This is a genomic window from Pseudomonas sp. JC1203, assembly GCF_056175065.1.
Map to the genome: position 1 here is coordinate 61,821 of NZ_JBWCAM010000002.1, position 14,866 is coordinate 76,686.

General features: G+C 64.3%; 15 protein-coding genes. 5 read left to right on the plus strand and 10 right to left on the minus strand.

Annotated features, from left to right (window positions below; translation table 11 throughout):
• Nucleotides 1-178 precede the first annotated feature (178 nt).
• Nucleotides 179-2,293 carry a cytochrome-c peroxidase gene (locus AC0SZ7_RS03515; protein WP_475503040.1) on the minus strand — a complete coding sequence of 705 codons (2,115 nt, stop codon included), beginning with the start codon at nt 2,291-2,293 and terminating at the stop codon, nt 179-181.
• Nucleotides 2,294-2,501: 208 nt separating this feature from the next.
• A complete protein-coding gene (locus AC0SZ7_RS03520; protein ID WP_475503041.1) occupies nt 2,502-2,672 on the minus strand; it encodes a hypothetical protein in 171 nt (56 codons plus the stop codon).
• Between the two features lie 32 nt (nt 2,673-2,704).
• Here AC0SZ7_RS03520 and AC0SZ7_RS03525 point away from each other — a divergent pair, with 32 nt between their 5' ends.
• The 4 genes from AC0SZ7_RS03525 (at nt 2,705) to AC0SZ7_RS03540 (ending at nt 6,106) form a co-directional block, all read left to right on the plus strand.
• Nucleotides 2,705-3,361 (plus strand): ABC transporter ATP-binding protein, encoded by a 657-nt coding sequence (locus AC0SZ7_RS03525; RefSeq protein ID WP_475503042.1) that lies wholly within the window; start codon nt 2,705-2,707, stop codon nt 3,359-3,361.
• Complete coding sequence (locus AC0SZ7_RS03530) at nt 3,358-4,152, plus strand: ABC transporter permease (RefSeq protein ID WP_475503043.1); 795 nt, start codon at nt 3,358-3,360, stop codon at nt 4,150-4,152. The genes AC0SZ7_RS03525 and AC0SZ7_RS03530 overlap by 4 nt, the downstream gene beginning before the upstream one ends.
• Nucleotides 4,153-4,708: 556 nt before the next feature.
• A complete protein-coding gene (locus tag AC0SZ7_RS03535; RefSeq protein ID WP_475503044.1) occupies nt 4,709-5,038 on the plus strand; it encodes a hypothetical protein in 330 nt (109 codons plus the stop codon).
• Nucleotides 5,039-5,086: 48 nt separating this feature from the next.
• On the plus strand, nt 5,087-6,106 hold the full coding sequence (locus AC0SZ7_RS03540; protein ID WP_475503045.1) for a class I fructose-bisphosphate aldolase: 1,020 nt from the start codon (nt 5,087-5,089) through the stop codon (nt 6,104-6,106).
• On the opposite strand, the gene AC0SZ7_RS03545 is transcribed toward AC0SZ7_RS03540, so the two are convergent.
• From AC0SZ7_RS03545 to AC0SZ7_RS03560, 4 genes are all read right to left on the minus strand, one after another.
• Nucleotides 6,107-6,850, minus strand: a complete 744-nt coding sequence (locus AC0SZ7_RS03545) for a PRC-barrel domain-containing protein (protein WP_475503046.1) — start codon at nt 6,848-6,850, stop codon at nt 6,107-6,109. It lies immediately after the preceding gene.
• Nucleotides 6,851-6,925: 75 nt separating this feature from the next.
• Nucleotides 6,926-7,387, minus strand: a complete 462-nt coding sequence (locus tag AC0SZ7_RS03550; protein WP_475503047.1) for a YbaK/EbsC family protein — start codon at nt 7,385-7,387, stop codon at nt 6,926-6,928.
• A complete protein-coding gene (locus AC0SZ7_RS03555) occupies nt 7,326-8,735 on the minus strand; it encodes a dicarboxylate/amino acid:cation symporter (RefSeq protein WP_475503048.1) in 1,410 nt (469 codons plus the stop codon). Before AC0SZ7_RS03555 ends, AC0SZ7_RS03550 begins: the two co-directional genes overlap by 62 nt.
• A 94-nt stretch (nt 8,736-8,829) precedes the next feature.
• A complete protein-coding gene (locus tag AC0SZ7_RS03560) occupies nt 8,830-9,888 on the minus strand; it encodes a tartrate dehydrogenase (RefSeq protein ID WP_475503049.1) in 1,059 nt (352 codons plus the stop codon).
• 123 nt (nt 9,889-10,011) lie between these two features.
• Between AC0SZ7_RS03560 and AC0SZ7_RS03565 the strand changes: the two genes are divergently transcribed.
• Complete coding sequence (locus AC0SZ7_RS03565; protein WP_475503050.1) at nt 10,012-10,911, plus strand: LysR family transcriptional regulator; 900 nt, start codon at nt 10,012-10,014, stop codon at nt 10,909-10,911.
• Between the two features lie 61 nt (nt 10,912-10,972).
• On the opposite strand, the gene AC0SZ7_RS03570 is transcribed toward AC0SZ7_RS03565, so the two are convergent.
• The 4 genes from AC0SZ7_RS03570 to AC0SZ7_RS03585 all read right to left on the minus strand — a co-directional run bounded on the left by AC0SZ7_RS03570 (nt 10,973) and on the right by AC0SZ7_RS03585 (nt 14,824).
• Nucleotides 10,973-11,431, minus strand: a complete 459-nt coding sequence (locus AC0SZ7_RS03570) for a DUF1842 domain-containing protein (RefSeq protein ID WP_475503051.1) — start codon at nt 11,429-11,431, stop codon at nt 10,973-10,975.
• A gap of 15 nt (nt 11,432-11,446) precedes the next feature.
• Nucleotides 11,447-12,046 carry a DUF1842 domain-containing protein gene (locus AC0SZ7_RS03575; protein ID WP_475503052.1) on the minus strand — a complete coding sequence of 200 codons (600 nt, stop codon included), beginning with the start codon at nt 12,044-12,046 and terminating at the stop codon, nt 11,447-11,449.
• Nucleotides 12,047-12,834: 788 nt separating this feature from the next.
• Nucleotides 12,835-13,572 carry a response regulator transcription factor gene (locus AC0SZ7_RS03580; protein ID WP_475503053.1) on the minus strand — a complete coding sequence of 246 codons (738 nt, stop codon included), beginning with the start codon at nt 13,570-13,572 and terminating at the stop codon, nt 12,835-12,837.
• Between the two features lie 16 nt (nt 13,573-13,588).
• Nucleotides 13,589-14,824 carry a GAF domain-containing sensor histidine kinase gene (locus tag AC0SZ7_RS03585; protein ID WP_475503054.1) on the minus strand — a complete coding sequence of 412 codons (1,236 nt, stop codon included), beginning with the start codon at nt 14,822-14,824 and terminating at the stop codon, nt 13,589-13,591.
• Nucleotides 14,825-14,866 lie beyond the last annotated feature (42 nt).

Here is a 14,866-nt window from a genome sequence, read left to right on the forward strand (position 1 = left end):
TTTGTGGGTTGGGGGGTTCCCCCGCCTTTTTTCACCCCCACACCCGCGCGCGGCCACCCCAGCTCCCACAAGATGTAGCAGCAGCCGAAGGCTGCGTCCGGCCTTGACGCGGTTCTGCGGGAGCACCGCAGCGCCTGCGGACGCGGCCTGTGGCCGCTGCTACAGGAGCCGCAGCGTCCTACAGGTCGTTGACGAACGGCTGCAGCGGGCCTTCGCTGGCCTTGCGGCCTTCGGCGCCTACTTCGCGCAGCGGCAGCAGCGCATCCTGGGCCCGAGGCGTGGTTACGCCAGCGTCCACAGGCCGCGCGGTCACGCTGTTTTCGTTGCCCGTCTCACCCTGGGGTATGACCAGCGAAGGGTGGTCGAACGGCGCCCGTTCCCACGCCACGCGCGGGTCGGTCAGGCCCACTTCCATGAACTTGACCAGGGCGTCCTCTTCATCCGGGGTCAGGTTCAGGTTGGTCATGTCGGCGTCCAGGTTCGAGCCGTTGTGCTGGTTAACCGTTGGGTGGTCGAAGCCGCTGGTGTTACTGGCCTCGCTGCCCCGGCGGTCGCCACCGCGGTTGTAAAACTCCATCACCTGCTTGAGCGTGGAACGGCTGCCGTTGTGGAAGTACGGCCCAGTGAGGGCGATGTTGCGCAGGGTGGGCGTCTTGAAGGCGCCGTCCGTTGCATCGCGGAAGCCTACTGAGGGCTTGGCCGTGGCGTCGCAAGGGATGGCGGCGGTCAGCGGCACCTCGAACTTGCACACGTCCACTTCGAACGGGTCAGGCACGTTGCTGCCCTGCAGCACGCTGTTGTACTGGCGGGTAAACGACAGCGGGTTGCCCCAAGGGTCGGTGCCGCCCACGGCCAGGTCCTCGGCGGTGGGGCGCACGCCGGTGTTGTAGAAGCCGTTGTCGTAGAGGGTGGTGAGGTTGTCGGCCATCAGCATGCGTTCGATGCGCTCGCGCGGTTCGAAGCGCAGGCGGCTGCCGGCGTTGGTCAGTTCCGGGCCGCCGTGGCAGTTGACGCACTTGCCCTTGCCCAGGAACAGGTTCATGCCCTGGATTTGCTGGGCGTTCATGGCCTGGGTGTTGCCTTGCAGGTAGGCGTCCAGCGGCGTCTGGTCCGACACCAGGGTGGCTTCGTACAGCTGGATGGCCAGGCCGAAGAACAGCGGGAAGTTGGCCTCTATCTGGGTGTAGTTGGCACCGCCCAGGGACACCGGCTGCGTGGCGTTCCACAGGCGCGGCTGGAAGGCCGCCTTGACCATGTCGCGGTAGGTGGGCCGGCGCGGCCCGGACATGGCTGCCAGCACCGAGTCGGTGGCGGCGATTTTCTGCCGGCTGAGGATCAGGTTGTCGAGAATGCGCCGGCCAATGTCGGCGAAGGTACGGCCGCCGCAGGACATCTCCACCGGGCTGCCGGGTGGGCCCACGGCCTGGGACGCCGCCGAGGCATCATTGAGTGCCAGGCGCACCTTGGTGGCCACGGGGCTGCGGTCGGCGGTGACGAAGATGCCGGCGTCCGGGTCGCGGTTGCCGAACGGCGAGAAGCCGTTGAACACGTTGTTGGCCCGGCCGTCCCAGAAGTTGCGCACGTTGAACACCGCATTGATGGTGGTCGGCGCATTGCGCCCGGTGCTGCGGCGCACGTTGATGTTGTTGACCTGGAAGATGCCGTCCGGCTGTTGCGTGCACTTGTCGAACCGCGACTGACGGGGCTTGGTGTAGTTGGCATCGAACACGCCCTGGGAACCCACCACGTCATCGCTGGTATAAATGATGGGCGAGTTGCGGTCCAGCGGGTCGGCCAGCACGTGGGTGGGGAAATCGCTGCGCTTCAAGGTGTAGTTGGGGCCGCCCTTGCCACCGGAGAGCGTGGCGTAGGAGGGCACGTCGCCGGGAATGTCGCCCACCGCAAATGGCTTGTTGAACAACGACGCGACGTTGGCGCTGGTATTGGCCTGGCCGGGGTTGAGCTGGTTGGTGATGCGGTGGTCCACGCCGGCGTGGTAATGGCACGAGGCGCAGGCGGTGGTGCCGTCGCTGCCCACGTCCATGTCCCAGAACAGCGCCTTGCCCAGGCGCACGGCGGCGTCGCGGTTCAGCACATAGTCGGTCATCAGGTCCACCTTGCGCCCGCCCTCGGTGCCGGACGGGTCGGGCGGCAGCACGCCTTTCAGTGTCTGCAGGGTGGGGGCGTCGGCCACGGGGGCCACCGGCTCGGTGGCCGCCAGGGTTGCCGCCATGGGCAACCAGCACGCCAGGCCCAGTGGCGGAATCAGGCTACGGTAGGGGAGTGTGCGCATGTCAGTGCTCGCTATGGTTGGGTCGGTCCTTTTTTATTGTTCGTTTCCCTGGCGATTATTCTTTTGAGCGCACGGCGGCAGCCCCGTGATATCGGGACTGATAAGAAGCGCCAAGTTGCCTGATTGAAACTATAGCGAGTTTCGAGTCGGTAGTTGCAAGTTTTTTACAGGGTTTAATTGATAAGCAACAAGTTGGGGCTCTTTGCCATTATGTGGGGAATTTGCCCCTAAAGTGGCGTTGCAGAAGGGTTTGTGCTGTGCAGTAGGCGCGCATTACAGGCGTTTTATTAGTTGGCATGGTTATCGCTACTTGCTGTTTGTTTATGATCTTTATATATTCATGTTGGCGCACTTGCTGGGCATTGATGGCATCGTGCATGATGTTCGTCCGCCTGCCTGGATATACTTAATTTGAAACCCTTGATTACCGCCGTCGGTGTTTCGCGCACCGATGACCGCACTGGCACGTTGCTGCTGCAGCCCCTGCAGCTCACCCTGGCCGCAGGCGACCGGCTGGCCATCACCGGGCCCTCCGGTTCGGGCAAGAGCGTGTTGCTGCGCACCCTGGCGTTGCTCGATGCCCCCCATGCCGGCGAGGTTCACTGGCAGGGTGCGGCCGTCACGGCGGCGCACATCACCGCCTACCGCAGCCAGGTGTGCTACATCGCGCAAAAACCAGCGTTGCTGGACGGCAACGTCGAATACAACCTGCGTTACCCGTATTCGTTGAAAGTGCACGCCAACGCGCGTTTCCAGCGTGATGCAGCGCTGCAACTGCTGGCCAAGGCCGGTAAACCTGCCGGCTTCCTCGACAAGCAGGCCAGCGAATTGTCTGGCGGCGAAAGCCAGGTGCTGGCGCTGGTGCGGGCGCTGCAGCTGAACCCGCAGGTGTTGCTGCTGGACGAGCCCACCGCGGCGCTGGACCCCGACTCGGCGCGCCAGGTAGAAGCGCTGGTGGACGCCTGGTTTGATGCGAGCCGGGCGTTGATCTGGGTGTCCCACGACCCGGCCCAGGCGCAGCGGGTCAGCAACCGTCAGTCAGTGATGAAGGCGGGGAGCCTGACATGAATTACCAGAGCCTTTCCAACCTGGACATCGCCATTGCCGCGGCCTTGATCCTGATCAACGGCGTGCTCTCGGTGTGCCTGAACCTGGGCCTGGGCCGGCAGCTGCTGATTGCGTCGATACGTACCGTAGTACAGTTGCTGGCAATCGGTTATGTACTGACCTGGATCTTCGCCAATGCGCAGTGGTACGTGGTGTTGCCGGTGATGTGCCTGATGACCCTGATCGCCGGCCTGTCCGCCGCCGGGCGCGGCAAGCGCACCTACGCCGGCCGGCGTGCCGACAGCGTGTTGTCGATCTGGGTGAGCAGCTGGCTGGTGGCGGCGGTGGGGCTGTTCGCGGTAATCCGCATCCATCCCTGGTACGAGCCGCAATACGCCATCCCCATTTTGGGCATGATCCTGGGCAATACCCTGACGGGCGTGTCGCTGGGCATCGAGCGCATGATCCAGGAGCTGACCGCTGGCCGCGGCCAGGTCGAAATGACCCTGGCCCTGGGCGGCACCCGCTGGGAGGCGGCGCAACTGGCCGCCCGCCAGGCGGTGCGGGCGGGCATGATCCCCACCTTGAACCAGATGTCGGTCGTGGGGCTGGTGAGCCTGCCAGGCATGATGACTGGCCAGGTGCTGGCCGGTGAAAGTCCTTTGCAGGCAGTGCGTTACCAGATAGTCATCATGTTCCTTATAGCTGCGGCTTCGGCGTTGGGTACGGTGGGGGCGGTGCTGTTGACCTACCGTAGGTTGTTTTCGCCGCAGCATCGGTTTTTGCCAGCGAAGCTGATCACACGTGACTGAGCGCGCCGTGCGATCAGGCGGTTGATCTGCTTGTGATCTGCTTGTGATCTGGCTTTTGATCTTGATGGTATGCCCCGTAAAGCGCCCGGGCCGACTGGAGGCGTCGATCAACGGGCTGCCCGAAGGGCCGAGGCCGCAGGCCGAAGAGACGGTAACCCGCAGGCTTCTATAGCGGGTGCCGTCTGCCCGTTGAGCGGCGCCGGAAGGAGGGGACCCGTAGCGCAGCGGAGGGCCCAAGCAGGGGCAAGCGTTTTTTGCTTACTTTTTTTGGCGTCTGAAAAAAAGTGAGTCGGCGTAAGGCCGAAACGGTCGGTGGTCGCACCGCGAAAATGGATATGTCCGAAATCGCCGAAGCGGGCTACGCCGTGGACCGCTCGGCCAACGCCTCCAGTCGGCCCTGGCGCTTTATGGGGCACACAATCAAGATCAAAGGCCGCACGGGATCAAGATCAAAGGCGGTTTGTGCAACACTTAAAAGGAGGCGAAATGCTGGCCCCCAAGCCTTTTACTTCCAGCCAAAATCACTTCAATTTCAGGTGGTTGGGGCAGGGATTAAATGCGCAATGTGATCATCACGCTAGCAGGCGTTGCACTCACCGGGGCCACACTGTGCGCCCAGGCCCGGGACATCCGGCCCGATGACCGCTTCATGTGCGCCTGGGGCGCCGGCACCGCCGCCCGTGCCCAGGAATTGAAGCTGGCCGGGGTGTCGCGCTACGCCGCGCGGGAGAAGATCCACACCATGAAATTCAGCAAGGGCTGGATGCGCATGATGGCCCTGGGCATCACCGAACAAACCTACGACAGTGCCACCCGCGCCAAGCCCGCCGTGGTGCATGACACCTTCTACGAAGGCTGCATCCACTACAAGCTGGCGCGCAAGTAGCGCTGATCGCGCCTATCCTTGGCCATTCAGCCAAGGCAGAGGTGAATTATGACCGATCATTCCAATTCCCTGATCGACACGGCCCGGGCGTTGATGGCGGCAGGCAAAGGCCTGCTGGCCATGGACGAGAGCCTGGGCACCTGTAACCGCCGCTTCGCGCCGCTGGGCATCGCCCAGACCGAGGAGAACCGTCGCCGCTACCGCGAACTGCTGGTGACCACGCCGCAGCTGGCGGACTACATCAGCGGCGCCATTCTGTTCGAGGAAACCCTGTACCAGCAGGCGCAGGACGGCACGCCCTTTGTGGACATCCTCAAGGCGGCCGGCATCGTGGTGGGCATCAAGGTCGACGCCGGCGCGCAGCCATTGGCCGGTTTCCCCGGTGAGCGCATCACCGAGGGCCTGGACGGCCTGCGCGAGCGTTTGAACCACTACGCCGCCCAGGGCGCACGGTTCGCCAAGTGGCGCGCGGTGCTGGGCATCGCCGCGCAGGCCCCCAGCCGTACCGCCCTGGAAGCCAATGCCCACGCCCTGGCGCGTTATGCCGCGCTGTGCCAGGAGGCAGGCCTGGTGCCCATCGTCGAGCCCGAAGTGTTGATGGACGGCGACCACGACCTGGCGCGCTGCCAGGCGGTGACCAGCGACGCGCTGGATGCCGTGTTCGAACAACTGCACCGCCATGGCGTGCTGCTGGAAGGCATGTTGCTGAAACCCAACATGGTGCTGCCGGGCGAGGCGGGGCCGCAGGCTTCGGTGCAGGCCGTGGCCCAGGCCACTGTCGCCACGCTGCGGCGCAAGGTGCCGGCAGCGGTGGGCGGCATTGCCTTTCTGTCGGGCGGGCAGTCATCGGCACTGGCCACCAAGCACCTGAATGCCATGCACCAGGGTGCGCGCTTGCCGTGGCCGTTGACCTTCTCCTACGGCCGCGCGCTGCAGGACGATGCCCTGCGCCTGTGGGCCGGTGCCGACGCCAATGTGCAACGTGCCCAGCAGGCATTGCTGCTGCGCGCGCGCTGCAACGGTGCCGCCGCGCTGGGTGAGTACAGCGCGGCGCTGGAAGGGCGCTGATTACTCGCGCGGGTCGCCGTGGGTTTCGATCGACCAGTACACCGAGCGCTGATAGTGGGTGTACAGCACCGTCTCGTGCTCACGGCTCAGGGGCGCCGTCTCGTCATAGGGCGGCGATGCCTGCACCGTGGCGCGGTCGATGTCGAGGAACACTTTCTGCTCTTCCCAGGAAACGGAGTCGATCCATTCCGGGGCAATCAGCACCTTGTGGCCCACCCACCAGTTGCTGGTGTTGATGACCAGGTATTGCACCGCCCAGGAATCCTCGTTCACCAGCAAGGTGTCGACATGGCCGATGTCGCCGTCGCTGGCGTGGATGTGGTAACCGCTCACTTCTTCGCCACTGCGCAGGCGTACGTCGTCCCTGGGTTCAGGCGCCGGCGCCGCGGGTGCGCTGGCCGTGTCCCAGACACCGCCGGTGCCCCAGTAGAAGGGCAGGCCGTAATAGCCCAGGTGGTCCATTTCGTGCTGGCGTGACACCGGCTTGGCAGTGTCGACATCCGGGCTGGCCTTGACCTGCTCGCGGGTGATATTGACGGTGAGGCGGTGGCTGTTCCAGTCGCAATGCTGGACAGACGCAGGGGAGATCAGCACTTTGCGGCTGGCGAGCCATGAGCCGGTTTCCACCACCAGGTAGCGGACCACCCAGGTGGCGTCGTCGAAGTAGACGTCCTTGACCTTGCCGATATCGCCGTCGGTGGCCGCCAGGGTGTAGTGTTCCAGGTCGTGCATGTTTCTTAACATGGGGAATGTCCTGTCGCAGGGGGCAGTACAAGAGTAGGCCTTGCCCCCGACTACAAGTTCCCGGCCTGACGGGCGTCAGGCCTGGGCGACGTCCACCCACTGCGCGTTCACCAGCGTGGCCATGCGCTGCGGGCACAAACGCACGGCAGCGTTGGTGGCGCCACCGGCCGGCAGCACTTCGGCGAAGGCCTGCAACGACACGTCGCAGTACACCGCCACCGCCTGGGGCAAGCCGAACGGGCACACGCCGCCCACCGGGTGGCTGGTGTGGGCCTGCACCTCGGCGGCGTCGAGCATCTTCGCCTTCACCCCGAAACGCGCCTTGAACTTCTTGTTGTCCAGGCGCGCATCGCCACGCGTGACAATCAGAATGACCTGGTCGTTGACCCGCAACGACAGCGACTTGGCAATCTGCCCCGGTTCGACGTTGTGCGCGCTGGCGGCCAGGGCCACGGTGGCGGTGCTTTCGGCCAACTCAATGACCGAGAGGTCCGGGGCGTTCGCCGCCAGGAAGGATTTGACGGTTTCCAGACTCATTGCTGCTCCTTGGTTCGCGGGCCAAAACGGTCCATACCTTACCATAGCGCTGCAGCACCGGGGTCAGCCGGGGCACCGTGACCACGGGCGCAGGCACCGCTTCGCCGTCCATTGCCCGGCGCAGTTTGTCGCTGTCCAGCGCGCCCACCCACTTGGCGATGGCCAGGGTGCCGACGCCGTTGCCGATGGTGTTGGTGATGGCCCGCGCTTCAGACATGAACCGGTCCACGCCCAGCAACAGCACCATGCCCGACACCGGGATGGTGCCCAGCGAGGCCAGGGTGGCCGCGAGTATGATGAAGCCCGAACCGCTGACCCCCGCAGAGCCCTTGGAGGTAAACATCAGCACCGCCAGCACAATCAATTGGTCGCTCAGGGTCAGCGGCGTGTTGGTGGCCTGGGCGATGAAAATCGCCGCAATGGTGTAGTAGATCGCCTGGCCGTCGGGGTTGAAGCTCAAGCCCGCCGGAATCATCATGCCGGCCACCGGCTTGGAGCAGCCGGCCTGTTCCATGCGGGTGATCATGCGTGGCAGCACCGATTCGGAACTGCTGGTGCCCAGCACGGTGAACAGCTCTTCCTTGATGAAGCGCAGGAATTTCCACAGGCTGAAGCCGGTGTAGCGGCAGATCGGCCCCAGTACCAGCACCACGAACAAAATGCAGGTCAGGTACACGCAGGCCATCAGCTTGCCCAGGGCGAACATCGAACCGAAGCTGTATTTGCCGATGGTGAAGGCAATGGCGCCGAACGCGCCGATGGGGGCCAGGCGCATGACCATGTTGACGATGTTGAACATGCCCTTCATCAGGCTGTCGACCACGTCGATGAACACCTTGGCGCGCGGGCCGGCGTTGGCCAGCGCTACCCCCAGCAGAATCGAGAACATCAATATCTGCAGGACGTTGCCCTTGGCGAAGGCGTCGACGATGGTATCGGGGATGATGCCCAGCAGGAAATCCATGAACGAGGCATGGGGGGCTGCGGCGGTGTAGGTGGCGATGCTGGAGGTGTCCAGCGCCTTGGGGTCGATGTTCATGCCGGCGCCGGGCTTGAACAGGTTCACCACCACCAGGCCCAGGCCCAGCGCCAGGGTCGAGACCACCTCGAAGTACAGCAGGGCGCGCACGCCCACGCGACCCAGTTCCTTCATGTTTTCCATGCGCGCGATGCCGCTGACCACGGTGAGGAAGATCACCGGCGCCAGCAGCATCTTGATCAATTTGATAAAACCGTCGCCAATGGGCTTGAGCGCCGTTCCCGTGTCGGGCCACAGCACGCCCACCAGGGCGCCGAGGACAACAGCGATGAGTACCTGTACATAAAGTTTGCCGAGTATGCGTTTCATGACGGACCCTGATTGTTGTTTTTGTCAGGTGGCGCCCCGGCGCGCGCAGCAATGCGCGCCGCGCCGGGGCAGCGGTATGGCCTGCGTCGGGGAATCAGCGTTGCAGCAGTTCAATCACCGCGGCGGTCACCTGGCGGGTAGTCGCCGTGCCGCCCAGGTCGGGGGTGTGCACGCCGGCTTCGGTGACGGCCTCGATGGCGGCCATCAACAGCCGCGCCGCAGCGGCTTCGCCCAGGTGTTCGAGCATCATGGCAGCGGTCCAGAAGGTAGCGATGGGGTTGGCCACGCCCTTGCCGGTAATGTCGAAGGCCGAGCCGTGGATGGGTTCGAACATCGACGGGAAGCGGCGGTTGGGGTTGAGGTTGGCGGTGGGGGCTATGCCCAGGCTGCCGGACAACGCCGCCGCCAGGTCGGAGAGAATGTCGGCGTGCAGGTTGGTGGCCACGATCACATCGAGGCTGGCAGGTTTGAGCACCATGCGCGTGGTGACCGCATCAACCAGCTCCTTGTCGGTTACCACGTCGGGGAAGTCCTTGGCCACTTCCTGGAAAATCTCGTCCCACAGCACCATGCCGTGGCGCTGGGCATTGGACTTGGTCACCAGGGTCAGGTGCTTGCGCGGCCGGGTGCGTGCCAGTTCGAAGGCAAACCGGTGGATGCGCTCGACGCCGGCGCGGGTGAACACCGACACCTCGGTGGCCACTTCCTCGGGCAGCCCGCGGTGCACGCGGCCACCGTTGCCGGAATACTCACCCTCGGAGTTTTCGCGAATCACCACCCAGTCGATCTCGTGGCCGTTGTGCAGCGGGCTCTTCACCCCGGGCAGCACGCGGGCCGGGCGCACGTTGGCGTATTGGTCGAAGCCCTGGCAGATGGGCAGGCGCAGGCCCCACAGCGACACATGGTCGGGCACATTCAGCGCACCCACGGCGCCGAAGAAAATCGCGTCGAAGGTTTTCAGTTCCGCCAGGCCGCCTTCGGGAATGTAATGCCCGCGCTTGAGGAAATTTTCCGAATTCCAGTCGAAGTGCTTGAACTGCAAGGCGAAGGTGCCGCTGCGACGTGCCAGCGCGTTGAGCACTTCAACGCCGGCTTCGATCACCTCCACACCAATTCCGTCACCAGGCACGGCAGCAATGTTGTAGGTCTTCATGGCTTACTCCAGGGTTTGTTGTTGTGCGCCGGCACTGGGCTGCGGCGGGTGACTGGAGTATATGTAGTGAACAAAAGCGTTTGGTTAACCACAAATCACTACATAATTAACCTGGAGTTATGAATGAGTCAGGCCCAGGACCTGTCCTTTTTTCACCTGCTGGCCAAGCAAGGCAGCCTGGTGGCCACCGCTCGCGAGCTGGGGGTGACGCCGCCCGCCGTGAGCAAGCGCCTGGCGGCGCTGGAGGCTCGCCTGGGCGTGCGCCTGGTCAACCGCACCACGCGCTCCATGAGCCTGACGCCGGAAGGCGAGCTGTACTTCGCCCACGTGGCGCGCATCCTGGCGCAGATCGACGAGGCCGAGCAGCTGGTGAGCAGCAGCCGCGCCACGCCCAAGGGCCTGATCCGGGTGAACGCCTCGCTGGGCTTTGGCCGCCGGCACATCGGGCCGGCCCTGGCAGCCTTCTTCAGCCTGTACCCCGAAGTCGAGATCCAGCTGGAGATCAGCGACCACCCGCTGGACCTGGCCACCCATGGCTTCGACCTCGGCATACGCTTCGGCAGCCTGCCGGACGCGGCGTTGCATGCCCGCAAGATCGCCTCCAACCGGCGTTTGCTGTGTGCCTCGCCGTTGTACCTGGAAAAGCACGGCACGCCATTGAAACTGGCGGACCTGTCGCGGCACAACTGCATTTTCATCCGCCAGAACGAGTCGCCCTATGGCGTGTGGAGTTTCAACCACGGCGGCCGCACCGAAAACATCAAGGTGCATGGCGCCCTGGGCTGCAATGACGGTGAGGTGGCGCTGAACTGGGCGTTGGAAGGCTACGGCATTTTGCTGCGTGCCGAATGGGACATCGCCCGCTACGTGCGCAGCGGCCGCCTGCGCCTGGTGCTGGAAGACCAGACCCCGACCCGCGCAGACGTGTATGCGGTGTACCCGCAGCAGCTGCACCTGTCGGCGCGGGTGCGCAGCCTGATCGATTTCCTGATCGAGCGGTTCCGGCATATCGATGGCTTGTGACGCGGCCTCCGGCCGCTGCTACGAGAACCGCGTAGCAGCTGCCGCAGGCTGCGTCCGGGCCCTACGCCGATTCCAGCTGGCGAATCACTTCATGCAAGCGCGCGTTGCCGGCATTTTGCAGGGTGATGTCCGGCGCCTGGCGCACCGGCACGCTGGCCAGGTTGGTCCAGTGCCCGTTGTCGAAGAACCGATAACTGGCATTGCCCTGGCCCCAATCCGCCACCAGCAAGGCCTGCAAGTGGAAGGTCTCGGCCAGCTCGCTGGTGCGGCCACTGGGGTTGCCATCCAGGCGCAGGCTGATCTGCTCAAGGCCACCCTGGCCAAACGGCAGCGCGGCAAACTCGCCCCACACGTCGGCGTGGAACTCCCGGATCGGGTGGGTGGGCTGGGTAATGAACGCGCTGCCAGAGACCTGGCGGTTGACGGTGTTCACCAGCAAATCAAGGGTCAGCTCGGGCGCCCCCAGGATGGGCAAGCGCACGTTCAGGCGGGTGTGAAACAGACCGGTAATGATAGCCATGTCAGTGCTCCTTGCTCAGGCTTTGGCGGATTTGGCAGGTTTGCCGGCAGCGGCCTTGTTCTGCTCGATGGCGCTGTGCAGCGCGGCCCCCGCAGTGCTCCCGGCCAGGCGCTTGAGTTGCACCAGGTCGCCGCCGGCAATGGCGGCTTCCACGGTAGCCTGGTGGAAGCGCGCGGCGTGGTCGACGTTGCCGTGTTCCTGAATGCGCTTGGCGTCCACTTTCACTGGCACGTTCTCCACGCTGTGCCACTGGCCGTTGATTTCATACGAGTAGCTGGCGACGCCCACCTGCCAGTCCTGCTCCAGCACCAGCTGCGCCTTGAAAACCACCGGCGCCGCCGGGCCCTGGCCGGCCTTTCGGCCTTGCAGGGTGACCAGGATGCGCGCGTCGGTCGGCGGAATCAGGCCCAGGAAGGTGTATTCGCCAGCCACCTGCAGCTGCAGGTCGAGCGGCGGGTTGATGGCCTGGGTCACGCTGGCGGTGCCGCTTAGCGTGCGGCGCGGGGTATTGACCAGCAGGTCCAGCTGCAATTGCTGAGCCCCTGGCTTGTGGTTGCCCACAACAAAGGAAACGGGAAAAAGCCCAACGACGGTGTGCAGGTTCGATTCAGACATTGTTGCCTCCAATGCAATCAATGGTTGAGGATCACGTTGCGTCAGTCACAAGGCAGACAGCTGATGAAGCGGGAAACCCGCAGGGTTGTCTCCGTTCGCCTGGGCGTGTGGCGTTTAGGGGTAAACCCAATAATGGTGGGGGTGTCCGGCTTCGCATCTTGGGGTGCAAGTAGTGCCACCTGCCTGGTGGCTTCCTCAGTTAAGCACTGGTTTTGGGGTGTGAAGATGAAATCGGGAGAGGGCCGACAGATGGTTGATTATTGCAATAATAAGAATAACCTTATGCAATTCCATGGCCCCCGACCACCGACAAGGCCGGCCTGATCCAGCCTTTGATCTGGCTTTTGATCTGGCTTTTGATCTGGCTTTTGATCTGGGTTTTGATCTTGATTGTATGCCCCGTAAAGCGCCCGGGCCGACTGGAGGCGTCGATCAACGGGCTGCCCGAAGGGCCGAGGCCGCAGGCCGAAGAGACGGTAACCCGCAGGCTTCTATAGCGGGTGCCGTCTGCCCGTTGAGCGGCGCCGGAAGGAGGGGACCCGTAGCGCAGCGTAGGGCCCAAGCAGGGGCAAGCGTTTTTTGCTTACTTTTTTTGGCGTCTGAAAAAAAGTGAGTCGGCGTAAGGCCGAAACGGTCGGTGGCCGCACCGCGAAAATGGATATGTCTGAAATCGCCGAAGCGGGCTGCGCCAGGGACCGCTTGGCCAACGCCTCCAGTCGGCCCTGGCGCTTTATGGGGCACACAATCAAGATCAAGGGCCGACCGCGGTGTAGCGGCAGACAGCTCTGTCACCGATACCCATGCCTCGGATCCTTCAACCACCCCTGCAACTCTATCTCCGCCTGCTCCAATGCCGTACGGTTAAGCAGCTTGCGCAGCAACGCCACATGCACCGCACGTGCCCGCAGGTTGAAGGCCGGCTGGCTGTCGATATCATCGGTGGGCTGGCGCACGCCCAGCTTTTCGTACAACTGCTGCAAACGGTTCTGCACGCTGCGCAGCGACAGGTTGCGGCGCTGGCCGATGATGCGGTCGGTGAGGCCCAGGGCGATGTCCTGCAGCACCTCGTACTCGGCATCGGTGAGGCCCAGCACATGGTTCTGGCTTTTCTGCTGCACGCCGCGCACTTCGCGGTCTATCACGCACTGTTGTTCGATGAACAGGCTGCGCAGCGCCAGGCGCAAGCGGTCTTCGGAGGCGGTCTTGAGGATGTAGCCGTAGGCGGCGCCTTCGGGGACGATGCGCGAGATGCCGCGCACGTAGGCTTCGTCGGCGTAGTTGGACCAGAACATGATCGAGGTTTCCGGGCGCTCGCGCCAGATCGAGCGGGCGGCTTCCACGCCGGTGCAGCGCGGCATCTGCAGGTCCATCACCACCGAGGTGATGGCGAACTCGCCAGCCAGCCGCTCGCCCACGTGGCCGTCCTCGGCCTCCATCAGCCGCGAGCATTCGGGCAGCGCCACCTCGATCACTTCCTTGAGAAAGGCGCGGTGCACCGGGTCGTCTTCTATCAGCAGAATATCCATGGGGCAGGGCTCCTGTTCAGGCGTGGGCCGGCAGCGGCAGGCTGATTTTCACGCAGGTGCCCTTGTTGCCCGGGCCCTTGCCGATGTGCACCTGGGCGCTGAGCAGTTGCGCCCGCACCTGCATGTTTTTCAAACCGCTGCTCTCCAGCGGGCCGGCGCCGTCCAGGCCCAGGCCATCGTCGAGGATGGTCAGGTGCAGGTGGCTGTCGGTGGTGGTGATGTCGACGGCGATGGACTGCGGCGCGGCGTGCTTGATGGCGTTGTTCAAGGCTTCCTGGATGATGCGGAACAGGGCGATCTGCTGCGGCTCGGCCAGGCGGTTGGCGAGGCCGTCGGTGCTGTCGCGCAGGTGGGTGGCAATGTCCAGGCCGCTGTTGCGCACACTGCGCAGCAGCAGGTCTTCCAGGCCCTCCTCAAAGCCGAACAGCTGCAGCACCGTGGGCTTCACCGCGTCGATGATCGAGCGCAGCTCCTGCATGCTGTCCTGCAGCGCGCCGCCCAGTTGCGCCAGCTCGGCGCCGCTGGCAGTACCGTGCAGTTGCAGGCGGCCGATGCGCCGGTACAGGCGGGTCATGTCGGCCAGGGTCTGGTCGTGCAGGTCCATGCCGATGCGCTGGCGTTCGTTCTCCAGTTCTTCAGTCAGGCGTAGCACGCCCAGGCGCAGGCCTTCCTCGCGGGCGCGAACCTGCGCCTCGGTGATCGCCAGCTGCTTGGCCTGCTCGGTCTGGTGCAGGGCGTACAGGTAGGACGCCAGCAGGTCAGCCACGTGCTGGGTGTGGCGCACGTCGTCGAGGGTGTAGAAGTTGGCGGTGTGCGTCGAGCAACTGAGCGCGCCAATCACCTCGCCGCGCGCGCGCAACGGCACGTGCAGGCGGCTGCGCAGGCGCGCGTCGAAGATCGGGTGGTTGATGGCGCCGGGAAACTGAAAGCGCGCGTCGTTCATGGCGTCGTCGCTGAGGATGTAGGTCTCGTCGCCGCGCAGCAGCGCGCGAATCGGGCTTTGGGCGATGGGCAGCGGGTGGTTGGCGAAGTCGCCCCAGGCGGTGTGCACGCCGGTCTCGTAGGCGGACAGGTGGCTGTGGTTGTCCAGCAGCAGGCTCACGTCCAGGTGGTCGTGGGGCAGGATGTGGCGGATTTCCTCGGAAACGGCATCGATCATCGACTGGAAGTCCAGGCGCCCGGCCAGGGCCCGGGAGATGCCAAGGAAGTGATGCAGCACGTTTTCGGCGGCAATGGGAGCGCGTGGCGCCATGGTGGTCGGCCTTTGTTGTTATGGGAGCCTTGGCTGAGTATG

Bases quoted from the DNA above. Each gene is read 5' to 3' on its own strand.
- AC0SZ7_RS03575 (WP_475503052.1), bottom strand. From the start codon at position 12,046: ATGTCTGAATCGAACCTGCACACCGTCGTTGGGCTTTTTCCCGTTTCC.
- AC0SZ7_RS03515 (WP_475503040.1), bottom strand. From the start codon at position 2,293: ATGCGCACACTCCCCTACCGTAGCCTGATTCCGCCACTGGGCCTGGCG.
- AC0SZ7_RS03560 (WP_475503049.1), bottom strand. From the start codon at position 9,888: ATGAAGACCTACAACATTGCTGCCGTGCCTGGTGACGGAATTGGTGTG.
- AC0SZ7_RS03550 (WP_475503047.1), bottom strand. From the start codon at position 7,387: ATGAGTCTGGAAACCGTCAAATCCTTCCTGGCGGCGAACGCCCCGGAC.
- AC0SZ7_RS03535 (WP_475503044.1), top strand. From the start codon at position 4,709: ATGCGCAATGTGATCATCACGCTAGCAGGCGTTGCACTCACCGGGGCC.
- AC0SZ7_RS03545 (WP_475503046.1), bottom strand. From the start codon at position 6,850: ATGTTAAGAAACATGCACGACCTGGAACACTACACCCTGGCGGCCACC.
- AC0SZ7_RS03530 (WP_475503043.1), top strand. From the start codon at position 3,358: ATGAATTACCAGAGCCTTTCCAACCTGGACATCGCCATTGCCGCGGCC.
- AC0SZ7_RS03570 (WP_475503051.1), bottom strand. From the start codon at position 11,431: ATGGCTATCATTACCGGTCTGTTTCACACCCGCCTGAACGTGCGCTTG.
- AC0SZ7_RS03555 (WP_475503048.1), bottom strand. From the start codon at position 8,735: ATGAAACGCATACTCGGCAAACTTTATGTACAGGTACTCATCGCTGTT.
- AC0SZ7_RS03520 (WP_475503041.1), bottom strand. From the start codon at position 2,672: ATGCACGATGCCATCAATGCCCAGCAAGTGCGCCAACATGAATATATA.
- AC0SZ7_RS03585 (WP_475503054.1), bottom strand. From the start codon at position 14,824: ATGGCGCCACGCGCTCCCATTGCCGCCGAAAACGTGCTGCATCACTTC.
- AC0SZ7_RS03540 (WP_475503045.1), top strand. From the start codon at position 5,087: ATGACCGATCATTCCAATTCCCTGATCGACACGGCCCGGGCGTTGATG.
- AC0SZ7_RS03580 (WP_475503053.1), bottom strand. From the start codon at position 13,572: ATGGATATTCTGCTGATAGAAGACGACCCGGTGCACCGCGCCTTTCTC.
- AC0SZ7_RS03565 (WP_475503050.1), top strand. From the start codon at position 10,012: ATGAGTCAGGCCCAGGACCTGTCCTTTTTTCACCTGCTGGCCAAGCAA.